The 16447-nt window shown below is 53.5% G+C and carries 14 protein-coding genes and 1 pseudogene; 8 read left to right on the top strand and 7 right to left on the bottom strand.

What is annotated here, in order from left to right:
* Positions 1-175: 175 nt before the first annotated feature.
* Positions 176-901, bottom strand: a complete 726-nt coding sequence (gene rpsB / locus LA337_03745) for a 30S ribosomal protein S2 (protein UBI16822.1) — start codon at positions 899-901, stop codon at positions 176-178.
* A 450-nt stretch (positions 902-1351) separates the two neighbouring features.
* Here rpsB and map point away from each other — a divergent pair, with 450 nt between their 5' ends.
* The 4 genes from map (at position 1352) to LA337_03725 (ending at position 6273) form a co-directional block, all read left to right on the top strand.
* Complete coding sequence (gene map / locus LA337_03740; protein ID UBI16821.1) at positions 1352-2146, top strand: type I methionyl aminopeptidase; 795 nt, start codon at positions 1352-1354, stop codon at positions 2144-2146.
* Positions 2147-2248: 102 nt separating this feature from the next.
* Entirely contained in the window at positions 2249-4921 is a 2673-nt protein-coding gene (glnD, locus tag LA337_03735; GenBank protein ID UBI16820.1) for a bifunctional uridylyltransferase/uridylyl-removing protein GlnD, read from the top strand.
* A 31-nt stretch (positions 4922-4952) separates the two neighbouring features.
* Positions 4953-5777: a 2,3,4,5-tetrahydropyridine-2,6-dicarboxylate N-succinyltransferase gene (gene dapD / locus LA337_03730; GenBank protein ID UBI16819.1), complete on the top strand. Its 825-nt coding sequence runs from the start codon at positions 4953-4955 to the stop codon at positions 5775-5777.
* Between the two features lie 109 nt (positions 5778-5886).
* The gene (locus LA337_03725; protein ID UBI16818.1) at positions 5887-6273 is read left to right on the top strand and encodes a DUF3461 family protein; all 387 of its coding nucleotides are present in this window, start codon (positions 5887-5889) and stop codon (positions 6271-6273) included.
* Between the two features lie 87 nt (positions 6274-6360).
* On the opposite strand, the gene cdaR is transcribed toward LA337_03725, so the two are convergent.
* The 3 genes from cdaR to dgt all read right to left on the bottom strand — a co-directional run bounded on the left by cdaR (position 6361) and on the right by dgt (position 10747).
* A complete protein-coding gene (gene cdaR, locus LA337_03720) occupies positions 6361-7518 on the bottom strand; it encodes a DNA-binding transcriptional regulator CdaR (protein ID UBI16817.1) in 1158 nt (385 codons plus the stop codon).
* A gap of 148 nt (positions 7519-7666) precedes the next feature.
* The gene (gene degP, locus LA337_03715; GenBank protein UBI16816.1) at positions 7667-9100 is read right to left on the bottom strand and encodes a serine endoprotease DegP; all 1434 of its coding nucleotides are present in this window, start codon (positions 9098-9100) and stop codon (positions 7667-7669) included.
* 129 nt (positions 9101-9229) lie between these two features.
* Positions 9230-10747, bottom strand: coding sequence for a dGTPase (dgt, locus tag LA337_03710; GenBank protein UBI16815.1), 1518 nt, complete (start codon positions 10745-10747; stop codon positions 9230-9232).
* A gap of 83 nt (positions 10748-10830) precedes the next feature.
* Here dgt and mtnN point away from each other — a divergent pair, with 83 nt between their 5' ends.
* The 3 genes from mtnN to LA337_03695 are packed head-to-tail and all read left to right on the top strand — an operon-like array spanning position 10831 to position 12983.
* A complete protein-coding gene (gene mtnN / locus LA337_03705; GenBank protein ID UBI16814.1) occupies positions 10831-11529 on the top strand; it encodes a 5'-methylthioadenosine/S-adenosylhomocysteine nucleosidase in 699 nt (232 codons plus the stop codon).
* On the top strand, positions 11522-12322 hold the full coding sequence (btuF, locus tag LA337_03700; protein ID UBI16813.1) for a vitamin B12 ABC transporter substrate-binding protein BtuF: 801 nt from the start codon (positions 11522-11524) through the stop codon (positions 12320-12322). Before mtnN ends, btuF begins: the two co-directional genes overlap by 8 nt.
* Before the next feature lie 37 nt (positions 12323-12359).
* The gene (locus LA337_03695) at positions 12360-12983 is read left to right on the top strand and encodes a TRIC cation channel family protein (GenBank protein UBI16812.1); all 624 of its coding nucleotides are present in this window, start codon (positions 12360-12362) and stop codon (positions 12981-12983) included.
* 119 nt (positions 12984-13102) lie between these two features.
* Here LA337_03695 and erpA read toward each other — a convergent pair whose 3' ends face one another.
* The 3 genes and pseudogenes from erpA to clcA all read right to left on the bottom strand — a co-directional run bounded on the left by erpA (position 13103) and on the right by clcA (position 14950).
* Complete coding sequence (gene erpA / locus LA337_03690) at positions 13103-13447, bottom strand: iron-sulfur cluster insertion protein ErpA (protein UBI16811.1); 345 nt, start codon at positions 13445-13447, stop codon at positions 13103-13105.
* Positions 13440-13505, bottom strand: a pseudogene (locus tag LA337_03685) (hypothetical protein). Before LA337_03685 ends, erpA begins: the two are co-directional and overlap by 8 nt.
* Positions 13506-13528: 23 nt before the next feature.
* Positions 13529-14950, bottom strand: coding sequence for a H(+)/Cl(-) exchange transporter ClcA (gene clcA / locus LA337_03680; GenBank protein UBI16810.1), 1422 nt, complete (start codon positions 14948-14950; stop codon positions 13529-13531).
* A gap of 168 nt (positions 14951-15118) precedes the next feature.
* Here clcA and hemL point away from each other — a divergent pair, with 168 nt between their 5' ends.
* Positions 15119-16399 (top strand): glutamate-1-semialdehyde 2,1-aminomutase, encoded by a 1281-nt coding sequence (gene hemL, locus LA337_03675; GenBank protein ID UBI16809.1) that lies wholly within the window; start codon positions 15119-15121, stop codon positions 16397-16399.
* Positions 16400-16447: the final 48 nt, after the last annotated feature.

Here is a 16447-nt window from a genome sequence, read left to right as displayed (position 1 = left end):
TAACCAAACATGATACTACCTGGTTTATAAGGGCTCTTCCCCTTCATATTCCGAGCCGCAGGTGCGTTGCCTTCGCTCGCTCATCCCAGTCACTTACTTATGTAAGCTCCCGGGAATTCTCGAGCTTGCCGCCTTCCTGCAACTCGAACTATCTCAGGGAAGTTATCAAGCCTTATTATTCAGCTTCTACGAAGCTTTCTTCCGCCTGGGAAGCCAGATCCTGAGAACGGCCTTCACGAACGGTAGTAGCTACAGCGCCCAGGTACAGGGTCACAGCACGGATTGCGTCGTCGTTACCCGGGATAACGAAATCAACACCGTCCGGATCAGAGTTGGTATCAACGATAGCAAATACTGGGATACCCAGGTTGTTTGCTTCTTTAATAGCAATGTGCTCGTGGTCAGCATCGATTACGAACAGAGCGTCCGGCAGACCGCCCATGTCTTTGATACCGCCCAGGCTGTTTTCCAGTTTCTCAAGCTCACGAGTACGCATCAGCGCTTCTTTCTTGGTCAGCTTTTCGAAAGTACCGTCCTGAGACTGAGTTTCCAGATCTTTCAGACGTTTGATGGACTGACGAACGGTTTTCCAGTTAGTCAGCATGCCGCCCAACCAGCGATGGTTCACGAAGAACTGGTCGCAGTTGTTAGCAGCTTCTTTCACCGCTTCGCTTGCAGCGCGTTTAGTACCAACGAAAAGGATTTTACCTTTACGAGCAGAGATCTTGTTCAGTTCAGCCAGAGCTTCGTTGAACATCGGTACAGTTTTCTCAAGGTTGATGATGTGAACTTTGTTACGCGCACCGAAGATGAACGGCTTCATTTTCGGGTTCCAGTAACGGGTCTGGTGACCAAAGTGAACACCAGCCTTGAGCATGTCGCGCATGGAAACAGTTGCCATGATTAAAACCTCTATATATAAAAGTTGGGGTTAAGCCTCCACGCATCCCATATTACCGACCCCAAAGGGCACCCCGGAATATGTGCCGATACGTGTGTGTTGTTACACAAAGTGAGATTTGTCGCTCCCGTCCATCGTGTGTAGTCTTCGAATGGATCGGAAGTCCGGCGCGCTTTATACCACAAATACGCCACCGACACCAATAATTGTTGGCGGTCCGTGCTGGATTGAACAATGAATTTCGTGTTACAGGCAGGCGGCAAATTTTTGAATCCCCGGGAGCTTACGACCAGTAAGTGACCGGGGTGAAAAAATGTAGCCAACGCATCTGTGGCACGAAAGGCGAAGTTCAGAATGATTCTCAATTTGGCAGGGTACACCCCAGACTGATACCATTGACCGCACTTACACAATTATTGTCGAAATAATCGACACTGATGGACAGAATTCATGGCTATCTCAATCAAGACCCCTGAAGAAATCGAAAAAATGCGCGTCGCTGGCCGCCTGGCCGCCGATGTTCTGGAAATGATCGAACCGTTTGTTAAACCGGGCGTCAGCACCGGCGAGCTGGATCGCATCTGTAATGACTACATCGTGAACGAGCAACAGGCCATTTCCGCCTGCCTGGGCTATCACGGTTATCCGAAATCCGTGTGCATCTCTATTAATGAGGTGGTGTGCCACGGGATCCCGGACGACGCCAAACTCCTGAAAGACGGCGATATCGTTAACATCGACGTCACCGTAATTAAAGACGAGTTCCACGGCGACACCTCGAAAATGTTCATCGTCGGCAAACCAACCATTCTGGGCGAGCGTCTGTGCCGCGTCACGCAGGAAAGCCTGTACCTGGCGCTGCGGATGGTAAAACCGGGCATTCGCCTGCGCACGCTGGGCGCTGCGATTCAGAAATATGCGGAAGGCGAAGGTTTCTCTGTAGTCCGCGAATACTGCGGTCATGGCATTGGTCGCGGCTTCCATGAGGAGCCGCAGGTTCTGCACTACGATGCAGACGACGGCGGTGTGGTTCTGCAACCGGGTATGACCTTCACCGTAGAACCCATGCTGAATGCTGGTGATTACCGTATTCGCACCATGAAAGACGGCTGGACGGTGAAAACCAAAGACCGGAGCTTGTCTGCTCAGTACGAGCATACTATTGTGGTGACGGAAAATGGTTGTGAAATTCTGACGCTGCGCAAGGATGACACCATCCCGGCGATTATTACGCACGACGAATAACTTATTGCCTGATGGCGCTGTCGCTTATCAGGCCTACAAATGGCACTCTCCCGTAGGCCGGATAAGCGTAAGCGTCATCCGGCTTTTTAATGGGTGGTAACAATGAATACTCTTCCTGAACAGCACGCAAATACGGCCCTCCCCACCCTGCCAGGCCAACCGCAAAACCCCGGCACCTGGCCACAGCACGATCTCAACTGCCCCGGCATTAAAGCGCATATCGACACGTTCCAGCTCTGGTTAGGTGACGCGTTTGACAGTGGAATTTCCGCAGAGCAGCTGATAGAAGCCCGCACCGAATTTATTGATCAGTTGCTTCAGCGCCTGTGGATTGAAGCCGGTTTCGGCCAAATTGCCGACCTGGCGCTGGTTGCCGTTGGTGGTTACGGGCGCGGCGAACTGCATCCGCTTTCCGACATCGACCTGCTAATCCTCAGTCGTAAAAAGCTACCTGACGCGCAGGCCGAAAAAGTCGGCGAACTGTTAACGCTGCTCTGGGACGTAAGGCTGGAAGTGGGGCACAGCGTGCGTACGCTGGAAGAGTGTCTGCTGGAAGGATTGTCAGATTTAACCGTCGCCACCAACCTGATTGAAACACGCCTGCTGATTGGCGACGTGGCGCTGTTTCTTGAGCTACAAAAACATATTTTTAGCGAAGGTTTCTGGCCTTCCGATAAGTTTTACGCCGCCAAAGTGGAAGAACAAAATCAGCGCCACCAGCGCTATCACGGCACCAGCTACAACCTCGAGCCAGATATCAAAAGCAGTCCCGGCGGCCTGCGCGATATCCATACCCTGCAGTGGGTGGCCCGCCGCCATTTTGGCGCCACCTCGCTGGACGAAATGGTCGGTTTCGGCTTTTTGACGCTGGCAGAACGTGCCGAGCTCAATGAATGTTTGCATATCCTGTGGCGCATACGTTTTGCCCTGCATCTGGTCGTTAGTCGTTACGACAATCGTCTGCTGTTTGACCGTCAGCTCAGCGTGGCGCAACGCCTGAACTACGGCGGCGAAGGCAACGAGCCTATCGAGCGGATGATGAAAGACTATTTCCGCGTCACCCGACGGGTCAGCGAGCTGAACCACATGCTGTTGCAGCTATTCGACGAGGCGATCCTCGCCATGCCCGCCGACGAAAAGCCGCGTCCGATTGATGATGACTTTCAACTGCGCGGCACATTGATCGATCTGCGCAACGACGACCTGTTTATCCGCAAACCCGAAGCGATACTGCGGATGTTTTACATCATGGTACGTAACAGCGCGATCAGCGGGATTTACTCCACCACGCTGCGCCATCTGCGCCATGCCCGCCGTCATTTAACCCAGCCGCTATGCTACATTCCGGAAGCGCGTTCGCTGTTTCTCAGTATGTTGCGCCATCCAGGCGCGGTGAGTCGCGGCCTGCTGCCAATGCATCGCCACAGCGTGTTGTGGGCCTATATGCCGCAATGGTCGCATATTGTCGGCCAAATGCAATTTGACCTGTTTCATGCCTATACGGTGGATGAGCACACCATCCGCGTAATGCTCAAGCTGGAAAGTTTTGCCAATGAAGAAACCCGCCAGCGCCATCCGCTGTGTGTGGATCTGTGGCCGCGTCTGCGACAGCCGGAGCTGATTCTGATTGCCGCGCTGTTCCACGATATCGCCAAAGGTCGCGGCGGCGATCATTCGGTTCTCGGCGCTCAGGACGTGCTCAAATTCGCCGAACTGCACGGTCTGAACTCCCGCGAAACGCAGCTGATCGCATGGCTGGTGCGCCAGCATTTACTGATGTCGGTTACCGCTCAGCGTCGCGATATTCAGGATCCCGAAGTGATCAAGCAATTCGCCGAAGAAGTGCAAACGGAACATCGTCTGCGCTTTCTGGTGTGCCTGACCGTCGCGGATATTTGCGCCACCAACGAAACGCTGTGGAATAGCTGGAAGCAAAGCCTGCTGCGTGAGCTGTATTTCGCCACGGAAAAACAGTTACGTCGTGGGATGCAAAACACGCCAGATATGCGTGAGCGCGTGCGCCATCATCAGCTTCAGGCGCTGGCGCTACTGCGCATGGACAACATCGATGAAGAAGCGCTGCACCACATCTGGTCACGCTGTCGCGCCAACTACTTCGTGCGTCACAGCCCAAATCAGCTGGCCTGGCATGCGCGTCATCTGCTGCAACACGATCTCAGCAAGCCGCTGATCCTGCTAAGCCCGCAGGCCACCCGCGGCGGGACGGAGATTTTCATCTGGAGCCCTGACCGCCCTTACCTGTTTGCCGCCGTTTGCGCCGAACTGGACCGGCGTAATCTTAGCGTCCACGACGCGCAGATCTTCACCACACGCGATGGGATGGCGATGGATACGTTCATCGTACTGGAACCGGACGGCAGTCCGCTGTCGTCAGACCGACACGAAGCGATCCGTTTTGGACTGGAACAGGCGATCACCCAGCGTAGCTGGCAGCCGCCGCAACCGCGTCGTCAGCCGGCAAAATTACGTCACTTTACCGTCGATACCGAGGTCACCTTTCTGCCGACCCATACCGACCGAAAATCATTCCTTGAGCTTATCGCTCTCGACCAGCCTGGGCTGCTGGCGCGGGTCGGGCAGATTTTTGCCGATCTGGGAATTTCGCTGCATGGCGCCCGAATTACAACTATTGGCGAGCGAGTAGAAGATTTATTCATAATCGCCACCGCCGACCGGCGCGCTCTTAATAATGAGCTGCAGCAGGAAGTGCATCAACGGTTGACAGAGGCCCTCAATCCAAACGATAAAGGGTAATGTTTTTATTTATTATGGAAAGAGTTTAACAATGCAGCAGTTACAGAACGTTATTGAGTCCGCTTTCGAGCGCCGTGCCGACATTACTCCGGCAAATGTAGATACCGTAACCCGCGAAGCGGTGAATCAGGTTATTTCCTTACTGGATTCCGGTGCACTGCGCGTCGCAGAAAAGATTGAGGGTCAGTGGGTCACGCATCAGTGGCTGAAAAAGGCGGTCCTGCTCTCTTTCCGTATTAACGATAATCAGGTTATCGAGGGTGCGGAAAGCCGTTACTTCGATAAAGTGCCGATGAAATTCGCCAACTACGACGAAGCGCGCTTCCAGAAAGAAGGTTTCCGCGTGGTTCCGCCAGCTGCCGTGCGTCAGGGCGCGTTTATCGCCCGTAACACCGTGCTGATGCCGTCTTACGTGAACATCGGCGCTTATGTGGATGAAGGCACGATGGTTGATACCTGGGCGACCGTGGGTTCCTGCGCGCAAATCGGTAAAAACGTTCACCTGTCCGGCGGCGTTGGCATCGGCGGCGTACTGGAGCCGTTACAGGCTAACCCGACCATCATCGAAGACAACTGCTTCATCGGCGCACGTTCTGAAGTGGTTGAAGGCGTAATCGTCGAAGAAGGCTCTGTTATTTCTATGGGCGTATACCTGGGCCAGAGCACCAAAATCTATGACCGCGAAACCGGCGAAGTTTTCTACGGCCGCGTTCCGGCGGGCTCCGTGGTTGTCTCCGGCAACCTGCCGTCGAAAGATGGCAAGTACAGCCTGTACTGCGCGGTCATCGTGAAGAAAGTCGATGCCAAAACGCGCGGCAAAGTGGGAATCAACGAACTGTTACGCACCATCGACTAACAGCGATTTGAAAAAGCGGGCTTAGCCCGCTTTTTTTACATCTGCGAGTGGCATAAACAAGGCTTTTCGTTAATTATTCAATGGTTATAGTGAGCTTAAGGGTACCGCTATGTATGACAATCTGAAAAGTCTGGGCATTACTAATCCTGAAGAAATCGATCGTTACAGCCTGCGGCAAGAAGCCAACAACGATATCCTGAAAATCTATTTCCAGAAGGATAAAGGCGAGTTTTTTGCCAAGAGCGTGAAGTTCAAATATCCCCGTCAGCGTAAAACGGTTGTCGCCGATGGCGTCGGCCAGGGTTACAAAGAGGTGCAGGAGATCAGCCCCAACCTGCGCTACGTGATCGACGAACTGGATCAGATCTGCCAGCGCGATCGCAGCGAAGTCGATCTTAAACGCAAGATCCTCGATGATTTACGTCATCTGGAAAGCGTTGTGACCAACAAGATCAGCGAAATTGAAGCCGATCTGGAAAAACTAACGCGTAAATAACCGTGAGTGGATGTATTTGTAGGCCGGGTAAGGCGATGCCGCCACCCGGCATTTTGCCTGATAAGCTTGCCGCCATCAGGCAATTAATCAATGCTGCTCATCTAACTGCAACGCCACATACAACAGCAGCCGATCGTCAAAATTCCCCAGATCCAGCCCGGTTAGTTCTGAAATACGGTTCAGACGATACTCCAGCGTATTGCGGTGAATAAACAATGCTTTTGAGGTTGCCAGCGGCTGAACGTTATGCCGAAACCATGCCGCTAATGTCCGACGCAGCAAGCCGTTGTTATCCATCGCTTTCAGCCTTGCCAGCGGGCGCGCCAGCTCATTGGCCTGCCAGCCGCCACGCAGACTGTCCAGCAGTACAGGCAGCATCAAATCCTGATAGAAATAGCTACGGCTTTCCGGCATCCGCTGCTTGCCGACCATCATGGTGGTGCGCGCCGTACGATACGAACGGGCAATGCTGCCAGGCCCGGTAAAATAGTTGCCCAGCGACACGCGAAAACGCAGCTGTCCATTCTCTTTCATACGGGTAATAAGCTGCTCAACGCGCTTGCGATGATCTTCAGCGTCCCAGCGACCAAACTGATTGAGCGCCGGTTTCAACACTACCATCTCGGTCAGGGAAACAATCGCAATCAGATTATTACGTTCAGGCGTGGTCAACGCGTTCTGCAATTGCTGTAGCTCTGCCATCGCGCTGTCAACGCCAAGCTGGCCGCTGTCGACCTCCACCACCGCCACCACGCGCGGCTGGTTCAAATCAATGCCCAGTCGCTGGGCCCATTCCATCAGCGCCGGAGTATTCTCCTCCGCCTGAATCAGGTTCATCACCAGCTCTTCACGCAGACGGCTATCCTGCGCTAACAGATGCATCAGACGCGACTGTTCCAGCATCATTTCGGCGGTCATGCACACCAGTTCGCCATACTTGCGCAGATGTTCCGGTTCGCCGGTAAGGCCGATAACGCCAACAATTTCGCCTTCCAGACGCAGCGGCAGGTTTATCCCCTGACGCACACCGTGCAGATGCCGGGCTACCGCATCGTCAATATCGACCACTCGACCTTGCGAAAGCACCAGCAGCGCCCCTTCGTGCAATTCACCAATACGCTCGCGATCGCCGCTGCCGATTATCCGCCCACGGGCATCCATTACGTTGATATTGGTATCGATGATGCGCATGGTGCGCGCAACGATATCCTGCGCCATTTTGGTATCAAGATGCCAGCCAGCCATAAATCCCTCCTGTGAGCAGAGCTCAAGCATAGGGAAGATAATAAGCGCCGACATTGTGCAAATGCACAAAGCAGAAGGGAGAAGTATGGAGTTGTGGCAAATATCACAAAAAGAAACCCCTTCCTGTGCAGGAAGGGGTTGAGGGAGATTACTGCATCAACAGATAGATGGAGCTGTCACCACGCTGAATGTTCAGCGCCAGCACCGCCGGTTTGCTGTCGAGGATTTTGCGCAGTTCGGCGATGTTTTTCACCGGCTGCTGGTTAGCACCGATAATCACGTCACCTTTCTTCAGGCCAATCTGTGCAGCCGGAGTATTCGGTTTCACGTCGCTGACCACGACCCCTTTATCCTGGCCTTTGTTGCTCATATCCGCACCTTCAATGCCTTTGAAGATAGAGCTGGAATCAACCTGAGTCTGGCTGCTCTGCTGCAGTTCCAGATTCACGGTGACCGGCTTACCGTCGCGCAGCAGGCCAAGGTTAATTTTGCTGCCTACCGGCATCGTACCCACCTGCGCACGCAGGGCGGCGAAGCTGCTGATAGGTTTGCCATTCAGGGAGGTAATCACATCCCCGGCTTTAATACCGGCTTTCGCTGCGGAAGAGTTCGGCATTACCTGGCTGACGAATGCGCCGCGCTGAGCGTCAACTTTCATCGCTTTCGCCAGCTCAGAGCTCAGTTCGGTCCCCATAATACCCAGCTCACCACGTTTAACCTGACCAAACTCAACCATCTGCGAAGTCAGGTTTTTCACCATGTTGCTTGGGATTGCAAAACCGATACCGATGTTACCGCCGTCCGGCGCGAGGATCGCAGTGTTAATGCCGATCAGCTCACCGTTCAGGTTGACCAGCGCGCCACCGGAGTTACCACGGTTGATCGCAGCATCCGTCTGAATAAAGTTTTCATAGTTCTCCGCGTTCAGGCCGCTACGACCCAGCGCAGAAACGATGCCGGAGGTCACGGTCTCACCGAGGCCAAACGGGTTACCGATTGCTACGGTGTAATCACCCACGCGCAGCGCGTCGGAATCTGCCAGCTTAATCGCCGTCAGATTTTTCGGATCCTGAATTTGGATCAGCGCGATATCGGAACGCGGATCTTTACCCACGATCTTCGCGTCAAATTTACGGCCATCGCTCAGTTGAACCTTAATCACCGTAGCGTTATCCACCACGTGGTTGTTGGTTACGACATATCCTTTCGCGGCATCAATAATTACACCAGAACCCAGCGCCATAAATTTCTGCTGCTGGCCGCCGCCGTTACCAGCGCCCGGCGCGCCGCCCTGACAGAACGGTGAACTCTGGAACGGAGAACCGTCCTGGCAGAACGGTGAGTTATCACCAAAGAACTGCTGGAAATTACGCGGCATACGCGGCGTATTTACCGTCGTGCTCCCCTCGACGTTAATACTTACCACCGATGGCATCACTTTTTCGAGCATCGGGGCCAGGCTTGGCATCTGTTGGGCGGTCATTGCTGAAGACGACGTCTCAGCCGCTGTGGCAGACAGGGGGGACAACGCCAAACCTAAACTCAGAGCCAGTGCACTCATTGCTAATGTGGTTTTTTTCATGTGTTTCGTTCTCGATTAACAGATAACGCAAAATTGCTGTATACGTCAGAGTCGTTTTATAGCGCTAAGTTCCAGAATTGAGTTTAAGGAAAAAGTAAAATTTTATTGGCCGTCTTTACAAATGAGTATTTATTGTTCTACGGCCATCAAGCGACGATATTCATCCCATGCATACAAATCTGTCATCCCGCTGATATAATCCTGAATCAGCCGACAGCGATAATAATATTCCAGAACCGGAAACTCGGCGCAACCCGTTGATATTTTACTAACCGCCTCAACATAAGCAAGACGATGGCGAGTTGACAACTTCTGAAATAATCGGGATTCGATAGGAAAACGTTTTACTCTTTCATTGTCGACCAGTTCAGTAAAATCTGACTGGGACATTTTTAATAAAGGCTGATAGATTTCCAACAACCCGGTGATCACCCGATAGCCCTGCAATTCCAGCTGCTCTACGTCAGGATGACTAAAGACATGTTTTACCGCCACATTTTTATAGACACCCAGCAACTGGCTAAAGCTACTGGCATCTTCCAACAGCGCGTGATTAAAGCTGCCGGCAAATATCTGCGGTAAGTTATCAATAAACCGCTGGGCCGCATACGGCACCAGTTTATTCAGCGTATTAACGCGTAAATACATAAAGAACTGATCTTCGGTGCTCCGGCTTAATGTATTTGAACGTGACTTCTCCCAGGCGTTCTCAACAACCTGACTAAACAGAGAGCCTTTTTCGTGATGCCCCCACGCCTCATGCAGATGGTGATAAAGTTGCTCGACGCTAAAGATTCTTTTCTCAACGGCATCTTCCAGGTCGGCCACGCAATATGAGATATCATCGGCAGCTTCCATAATCCAGGTTAATGGAAAACGACTGTAAGGTGCTAATGATAATTCTTTACGTAACCGCTCAATATACGGTTCCTCGGAAAGGTAATAGCCCGGCTTCTTCATTAAATAGTTATGCGTCGCGGGCGTATCGCCTCGCCACCACGCCGGACGGGTATATTTTAAAATACCGCCGACCTGCGCCCAGGTAAGATTCATACGCATCAAAGTATGCACCAGACGAATACCCTGCGCATTGCCTTCAAAATGGCACAGGTCCTGGCGCACCTTACGGCGAATATCATTCAGCGACTCTTCACCTTCGCGCAAACGCAACGCCGCTACCAGGCAGCGGTCATCGCTAAGCGGCTGACTTTCCGCGTCGGCCGGATACAGTCGCTGGCGGAACCAGTCATTAATCGCCGCTTCGCCAAAATGACCAAACGGCGGATTACCGATGTCATGCATCAGACACGACATTTCGACAATACTCTCAAACGGTCCCGTCAGTTCATCCAGACCATACAGCTCCAGCAGCTTTAGCTCTTTCAGCCGGCTGAGGATCTCTTTCGCGATATAGCGCCCAACCTGCTGCACTTCCATCGAGTGCGTCAGGCGCGTACGCACCGCCGCGTTACGCTCCAGCGGAAAGACCTGGGTTTTTTGTTGCAGTCGGCGAATTGCCGGAGAATTGATAATACGTCCACGATCGCTTTCAAAAATTCGCAGGATCTCATGCTCCGTCTTCACGCCCTGCGGCGAACGGTAACGGCGATGCCAGTTTATTTTTTTTCGGAAATCGATCTGTACCATATCCTCTCCCGCCTGAGAAATGCGCTACCCCTTAAGCGCATGATAGACTATGCCCTCAAATCTGGCTTATCGCGAGTAAATCTATGAAAATCGGCATCATTGGTGCAATGGAAGAAGAAGTTACGCTGCTGCGTGACAAAATCGAAAACCGTCAGACCATCACTCTCGGCGGTTGTGAAATTTACACCGGCCAACTGAACGGTACAGAGGTTGCGCTACTGAAATCAGGTATCGGTAAAGTGGCTGCAGCGCTGGGCGCTACGCTGCTGCTTGAACGCTGCAAGCCGGACGCCATTATTAACACCGGTTCAGCGGGCGGCCTGGCCTCAACGCTGAAAGTCGGCGATATCGTGGTTTCTGACGAAGCGCGCTATCACGATGCTGACGTTACCGCCTTTGGCTATGAATTTGGCCAACTCCCGGGCTGCCCGGCTGGTTTTAAAGCCGACCCGGCGCTGATTGCTGCAGCAGAATCCTGCATTGCAGAACTTAATCTGAACGCCGTTCGCGGTCTTATCGTCAGCGGCGATGCCTTTATTAATGGCTCTGTGGGCCTGGCTAAAATCAAGCATAACTTCCCGCAGGCGATCGCCGTTGAGATGGAAGCGACCGCAATTGCGCACGTTTGCCATAACTTTAATGTGCCGTTCGTCGTGGTTCGCGCCATCTCTGACGTCGCCGATCAGCAGTCCCATCTCAGCTTTGACGAGTTCCTGGTCGTTGCCGCGAAACAGTCAAGCCTGATGGTTGAAACGCTGGTACAGAAACTGGCGCATGGCTAAATTACTCTCCAGGGCGCTGGTCGCCCTGCTTTTCACTCTCCCGGCGTTCCTTTACGCCGCACCGCGCGTTGTGACGCTTTCTCCTGCCAATACTGAACTCGCTTTTGCCGCTGGCATTACCCCCGTAGGCGTCAGTAGCTATTCAAATTACCCGCCAGAGGCCAAAAATATCGAGGAGGTCTCCACCTGGCAAGGCATGAATCTGGAACGCATTGTGGCGCTCAAACCGGATTTAGTCATCGCCTGGCGCGGGGGAAATGCAGAGCGGCAGGTGAATCAACTGACCGCCCTGGGAATTAAGGTCATCTGGGTAGACGCCGTTACCATCGAGCAGGTTGCCGATGCGCTCCGCCAGTTGGCGGCATGGAGCCCTAAGCCTGAGCAAGCCAAACAGGCGGCGCAAACCCTGCTTGATGACTATGCTTTACTTAAATCTCGATATGCCAACAAACCGAAAAAACGCGTGTTTCTCCAGTTTGGCGCTAATCCTCTGTTTACCAGTGGAAAAGGCTCCATTCAGCACGAGGTTCTTGAGGTATGCGGCGGAGAAAACATCTTTGCCAGCAGTCGGGTTCCCTGGCCACAGGTTAGCCGTGAGCAGGTCCTGGCACGAGCGCCCCAGGCGATTGTTGCAACCGGAGGCCCGGGCGAAACTCTGAAAATTGAGCAATACTGGGGAAACCAGCTAAAAATACCCATTATTACACTTAATAGTGACTGGTTCGAACGCGCGAGCCCGCGTATTATCCTCGCCGCAAAACAACTCTGTAATGCGCTTTCACAGATAAATTAGCGCCTGCCCCCACCAGGTCTGTTGTGAGGATTTAAAAATGCTCGTCTATTGGCTGGATATTGTCGGCACCGCGGTATTTGCTATCTCTGGCGTCTTACTGGCCGGAAAATTGCGTATGGATCCGTTTGGCGTCCTGGTCCTCGGCGTGGTTACCGCCGTTGGCGGCGGTACGATCCGCGATATGGCATTGGATCACGGACCGGTTTTTTGGGTTAAGGATCCGACCGATCTGGTGGTGGCGATGATCACCAGCATGCTGACAATCCTGCTGGTACGTCAGCCACGACGAATACCGAAGTGGATCCTTCCGGTGCTGGATGCCGTGGGCCTGGCGGTGTTCGTAGGGATTGGCGTCAATAAAGCATTTCTTGCAGGGACGGGACCGCTAGTGGCGATTTGTATGGGGGTGATTACCGGCGTTGGCGGCGGGATCATTCGCGACGTGTTAGCGCGTGAAGTCCCAATGATTCTGCGCACCGAAATCTACGCCACGGCGTGTATTATCGGCGGCATCGTGCATGCGACAGCGTTTTATACCTTTAATGTATCGCTGGAAAACGCCAGTATGATGGGGATGATCGTTACCCTGCTGATTCGGCTTGCCGCCATTCGCTGGCATTTGAAATTGCCGACGTTTGCGCTGGATGATAACGGACGTTGATGTGACGATACAGAACATGTAGGCCGGATAAGGCGTTTACGCCGCCATCCGGCACATTGCCCGGTGGCGCTACGCTTACCGGGCCTACACCATCAGACCATCGGTATTACAGACAGCAATCAGATGCTGAAAGAAGAGCCACACCCGCAGGTGCTTTTCGCATTCGGGTTAGTCACAACGAAGCGGGAACCTTCCAGACCTTCGGTATAGTCAACCGCGCCGCCCACCAGATATTGCAGGCTCATCGGATCAACTACCAGACCAACACCTTGTTTCTCAATGGTCATATCACCATCGTTCACCTGATCATCAAAGGTGAAACCATACTGGAAACCGCTGCAACCACCGCCGGTGATATACACGCGTAATTTCAGATTCGGGTTATCTTCGTCAGCGATCAGGCTTTTTACTTTATTGGCTGCTGCTTCTGTAAATTGCAGTGGCAGCGCTACGTCATCACTCATATTTTGCTCCAAACGACATTGGCAATTGGGCAAATTATAACCCAATGGTTAAGGCCATTATCTAATACCCTGGTATTTCGTTCAAGTATTCTCGCCAGCGGCAGTACCCTGACTTTTTGCCGCCTGCTCCGCTTCCTGTTTTGCCAGCGTGCGGGCAAGGATAGTCGAGTATAGCGGCTTTCCGCCCATAAATTGGGCTAATAGTGTTGCGCCAAGACAGGTAATAATCATTGGCAAAATGAGCTGATAGTTATCGGTCATCTCCAGCACCAGCACAATACCGGTTAACGGCGCACGCACCGAAGCCGCTAACAAAGCCCCCATTCCGGCAATGGCAAAGGTTCCGGCCTCCAGATGATACTGCGGAAAAGAGGCTGCCGCAGCCATACCGAACGCGGTGCCAAGCAACGTGCCCAACGCCAGCATCGGGGCAAAAATCCCACCGGGCGCGCCGGACGAGAAGCACAGCAGCGTGGTGACGACCCTGGTAATAAATATAAACAGCAGCAGACCAACGCTAAAATTGCCTGCCGCGGCGATAGGAATCAGGTTAAACCCGCCGCCTGCCGCTTCCGGTTGAATTAACCCGAGGATCCCGCACAGGCCGCCGATCGCGCCGCCCATCAGCACCCATTTTTTAATTTTACCACCGTGGAAGCGCTGGAACATATCCTGGGTACGCAACACCATGGTGTTAAACAATGGCCCGACACAGCCAAAAATAAGCCCGAGCACCAGATACAGCCACAGCGTATTTACCGGCGCATTGGAGAGCTTCCCAACTTCAATAATCGGCGCTTCGCCGTTGAACACGCGAAACACAATGCTCGACATAATAACGCCGGTAAACACAGCTTTGATCGAGACAAGGTTATAGCGAAACTGCGGGCGCATCTCTTCAATAATGAACAGGATCCCGGCCAGAGGCGCATTAAACGCCGCCGACAGCCCCGCAGCCGCACCGGTGGCCAGCAGGGTATGCCGCGCTTCGGCGCTGCGCATGCGGAAAATATCCAGCACCATGCGCCCAATATTGCCGCCAATCTGCACGGTCGGCCCTTCTCGCCCAAGCACCATCCCGGCCCCCAGCGTCCCCATACCGCCGATAAATTTCACCGGCAGAACGCGCCACCAGCGCACAGGCCGTAGCTCTTCCAGCGCGCCTTCAATCTCAGGGATCCCGGAACCTCCCGCTTCCGGCGCAAATTTACGCACCAGAAAATAGCCGACCATCGCCAGCAGCGCGGAGAGAATAAACGCCAGCGGCCACAGCAGAATGGCATGGTCCGCAACCTGAGCCAGCGCGCCAATACGGTGGTTCTGTACCCAGGTCACCGCTTTTTCAAATGCCACGCCAACCAGTCCCGTCACGGTACCGACAACTGCGGCCATCAACAGGATCGCCAACGGCGTTTTGTCTCGTTCCAGGAGTCGACGGATTTGATCCCTGCGGCGTAAACGCACAATTTGTTGTGCTTCAAAAGAGGGAGAGTCAGTCTTCATCAGATGATCATTAATTGGTAATACAAATACGGAATCGGCATTCTACTCGCACATTTCACGAAAATCCCCTGCAAATCGCATTGTTTCAATTGCGTAAAACTTTCATAACCTTCTCTGAATAACTAGAATAGCGGGCATTTACTTTTTCTACGAACCAGGACCCCATCCATGAGTAAGTCTGAAAATCTCTACAGCGCAGCACGCGAACTTATCCCTGGCGGCGTTAACTCCCCTGTTCGCGCCTTTACTGGCGTGGGTGGAACTCCGCTGTTTATCGAAAAAGCGGACGGCGCATATCTGTACGATGTTGATGGTAAAGCCTATGTCGATTACGTCGGTTCCTGGGGACCGATGGTACTGGGCCATAACCACCCGGCAATCCGTAATGCGGTGATTGAAGCTGCGGAGCGCGGTTTAAGCTTCGGCGCGCCGACCGAGATGGAAGTAAAAATGGCGGCGCTGGTCACTGAACTCGTGCCAACCATGGACATGGTACGTATGGTGAACTCCGGTACGGAAGCGACGATGAGCGCAATCCGTCTGGCGCGCGGTTTCACCGGACGCGATAAGATCATCAAATTTGAAGGCTGCTATCACGGTCATGCCGACTGCCTGCTGGTCAAAGCCGGTTCCGGCGCATTAACGCTGGGCCAGCCTAACTCACCGGGCGTTCCGGCCGATTTTGCGAAACACACCCTCACCTGCACCTACAACGATCTCTCTTCAGTACGTGCGGCATTTGAACAGTACCCACAAGAGATCGCCTGCATCATCGTTGAGCCGGTCGCGGGCAACATGAACTGCATCCCGCCGCTGCCGGAATTCCTGCCGGGCCTGCGCGCGCTGTGCGATGAGTTTGGCGCGCTGTTGATCATCGATGAAGTCATGACCGGTTTCCGCGTAGCGCTGGCCGGTGCACAGGATTATTACGGCGTCGTTCCGGATCTGACCTGCCTGGGTAAAATCATCGGCGGCGGGATGCCCGTTGGCGCATTCGGCGGCCGCCGCGATGTGATGGACGCGCTGGCGCCGACCGGTCCGGTTTACCAGGCGGGTACGCTTTCCGGTAACCCAATTGCGATGGCAGCAGGCTTTGCCTGTCTGACCGAAGTAGCCCAACCGGGTATTCATGAAACGCTGAACGAACTGACGACGCGTCTGGCGGAAGGTCTGCTGGAAGCTGCCGAAGAAGCGAATATTCCGCTGGTAGTTAACCATGTGGGCGGAATGTTCGGGATTTTCTTCACCGATGCAGAAACCGTAACCTGCTATCAGGATGTGATGGCATGCGACGTTGAACGCTTCAAGCGTTTCTTCCACATGATGCTGGATGAAGGGATTTACCTGGCGCCTTCTGCTTTCGAAGCGGGCTTTATGTCCGTGGCGCACAGCGAAGACGATATCAATAACACCATCGACGCCGCGCGCCGGGTGTTTGCGAAACTGTAAAAGAGAACGTACAGAAACAACGTAGGCCGGGTAAGGCGAAGCCGCCAC

Origin of the sequence: Citrobacter europaeus (assembly GCA_020099315.1) — a bacterium.
GTDB classification, from domain to species: domain Bacteria; phylum Pseudomonadota; class Gammaproteobacteria; order Enterobacterales; family Enterobacteriaceae; genus Citrobacter; species Citrobacter europaeus.
The sequence above is the reverse complement of the archived record's forward strand: the minus strand, read 5'-3'. Positions and strand labels throughout refer to the sequence as shown.

Coding starts and splice junctions, on each gene's coding strand:
- LA337_03695 (UBI16812.1), top strand. CDS start 12,360: ATGCTCGTCTATTGGCTGGATATTGTCGGCACCGCGGTATTTGCTATC.
- hemL (UBI16809.1), top strand. CDS start 15,119: ATGAGTAAGTCTGAAAATCTCTACAGCGCAGCACGCGAACTTATCCCT.
- mtnN (UBI16814.1), top strand. CDS start 10,831: ATGAAAATCGGCATCATTGGTGCAATGGAAGAAGAAGTTACGCTGCTG.
- rpsB (UBI16822.1), bottom strand. CDS start 901: ATGGCAACTGTTTCCATGCGCGACATGCTCAAGGCTGGTGTTCACTTT.
- dgt (UBI16815.1), bottom strand. CDS start 10,747: ATGGTACAGATCGATTTCCGAAAAAAAATAAACTGGCATCGCCGTTAC.
- clcA (UBI16810.1), bottom strand. CDS start 14,950: ATGAAGACTGACTCTCCCTCTTTTGAAGCACAACAAATTGTGCGTTTA.
- glnD (UBI16820.1), top strand. CDS start 2,249: ATGAATACTCTTCCTGAACAGCACGCAAATACGGCCCTCCCCACCCTG.
- degP (UBI16816.1), bottom strand. CDS start 9,100: ATGAAAAAAACCACATTAGCAATGAGTGCACTGGCTCTGAGTTTAGGT.
- LA337_03725 (UBI16818.1), top strand. CDS start 5,887: ATGTATGACAATCTGAAAAGTCTGGGCATTACTAATCCTGAAGAAATC.
- dapD (UBI16819.1), top strand. CDS start 4,953: ATGCAGCAGTTACAGAACGTTATTGAGTCCGCTTTCGAGCGCCGTGCC.
- cdaR (UBI16817.1), bottom strand. CDS start 7,518: ATGGCTGGCTGGCATCTTGATACCAAAATGGCGCAGGATATCGTTGCG.
- btuF (UBI16813.1), top strand. CDS start 11,522: ATGGCTAAATTACTCTCCAGGGCGCTGGTCGCCCTGCTTTTCACTCTC.
- map (UBI16821.1), top strand. CDS start 1,352: ATGGCTATCTCAATCAAGACCCCTGAAGAAATCGAAAAAATGCGCGTC.
- erpA (UBI16811.1), bottom strand. CDS start 13,447: ATGAGTGATGACGTAGCGCTGCCACTGCAATTTACAGAAGCAGCAGCC.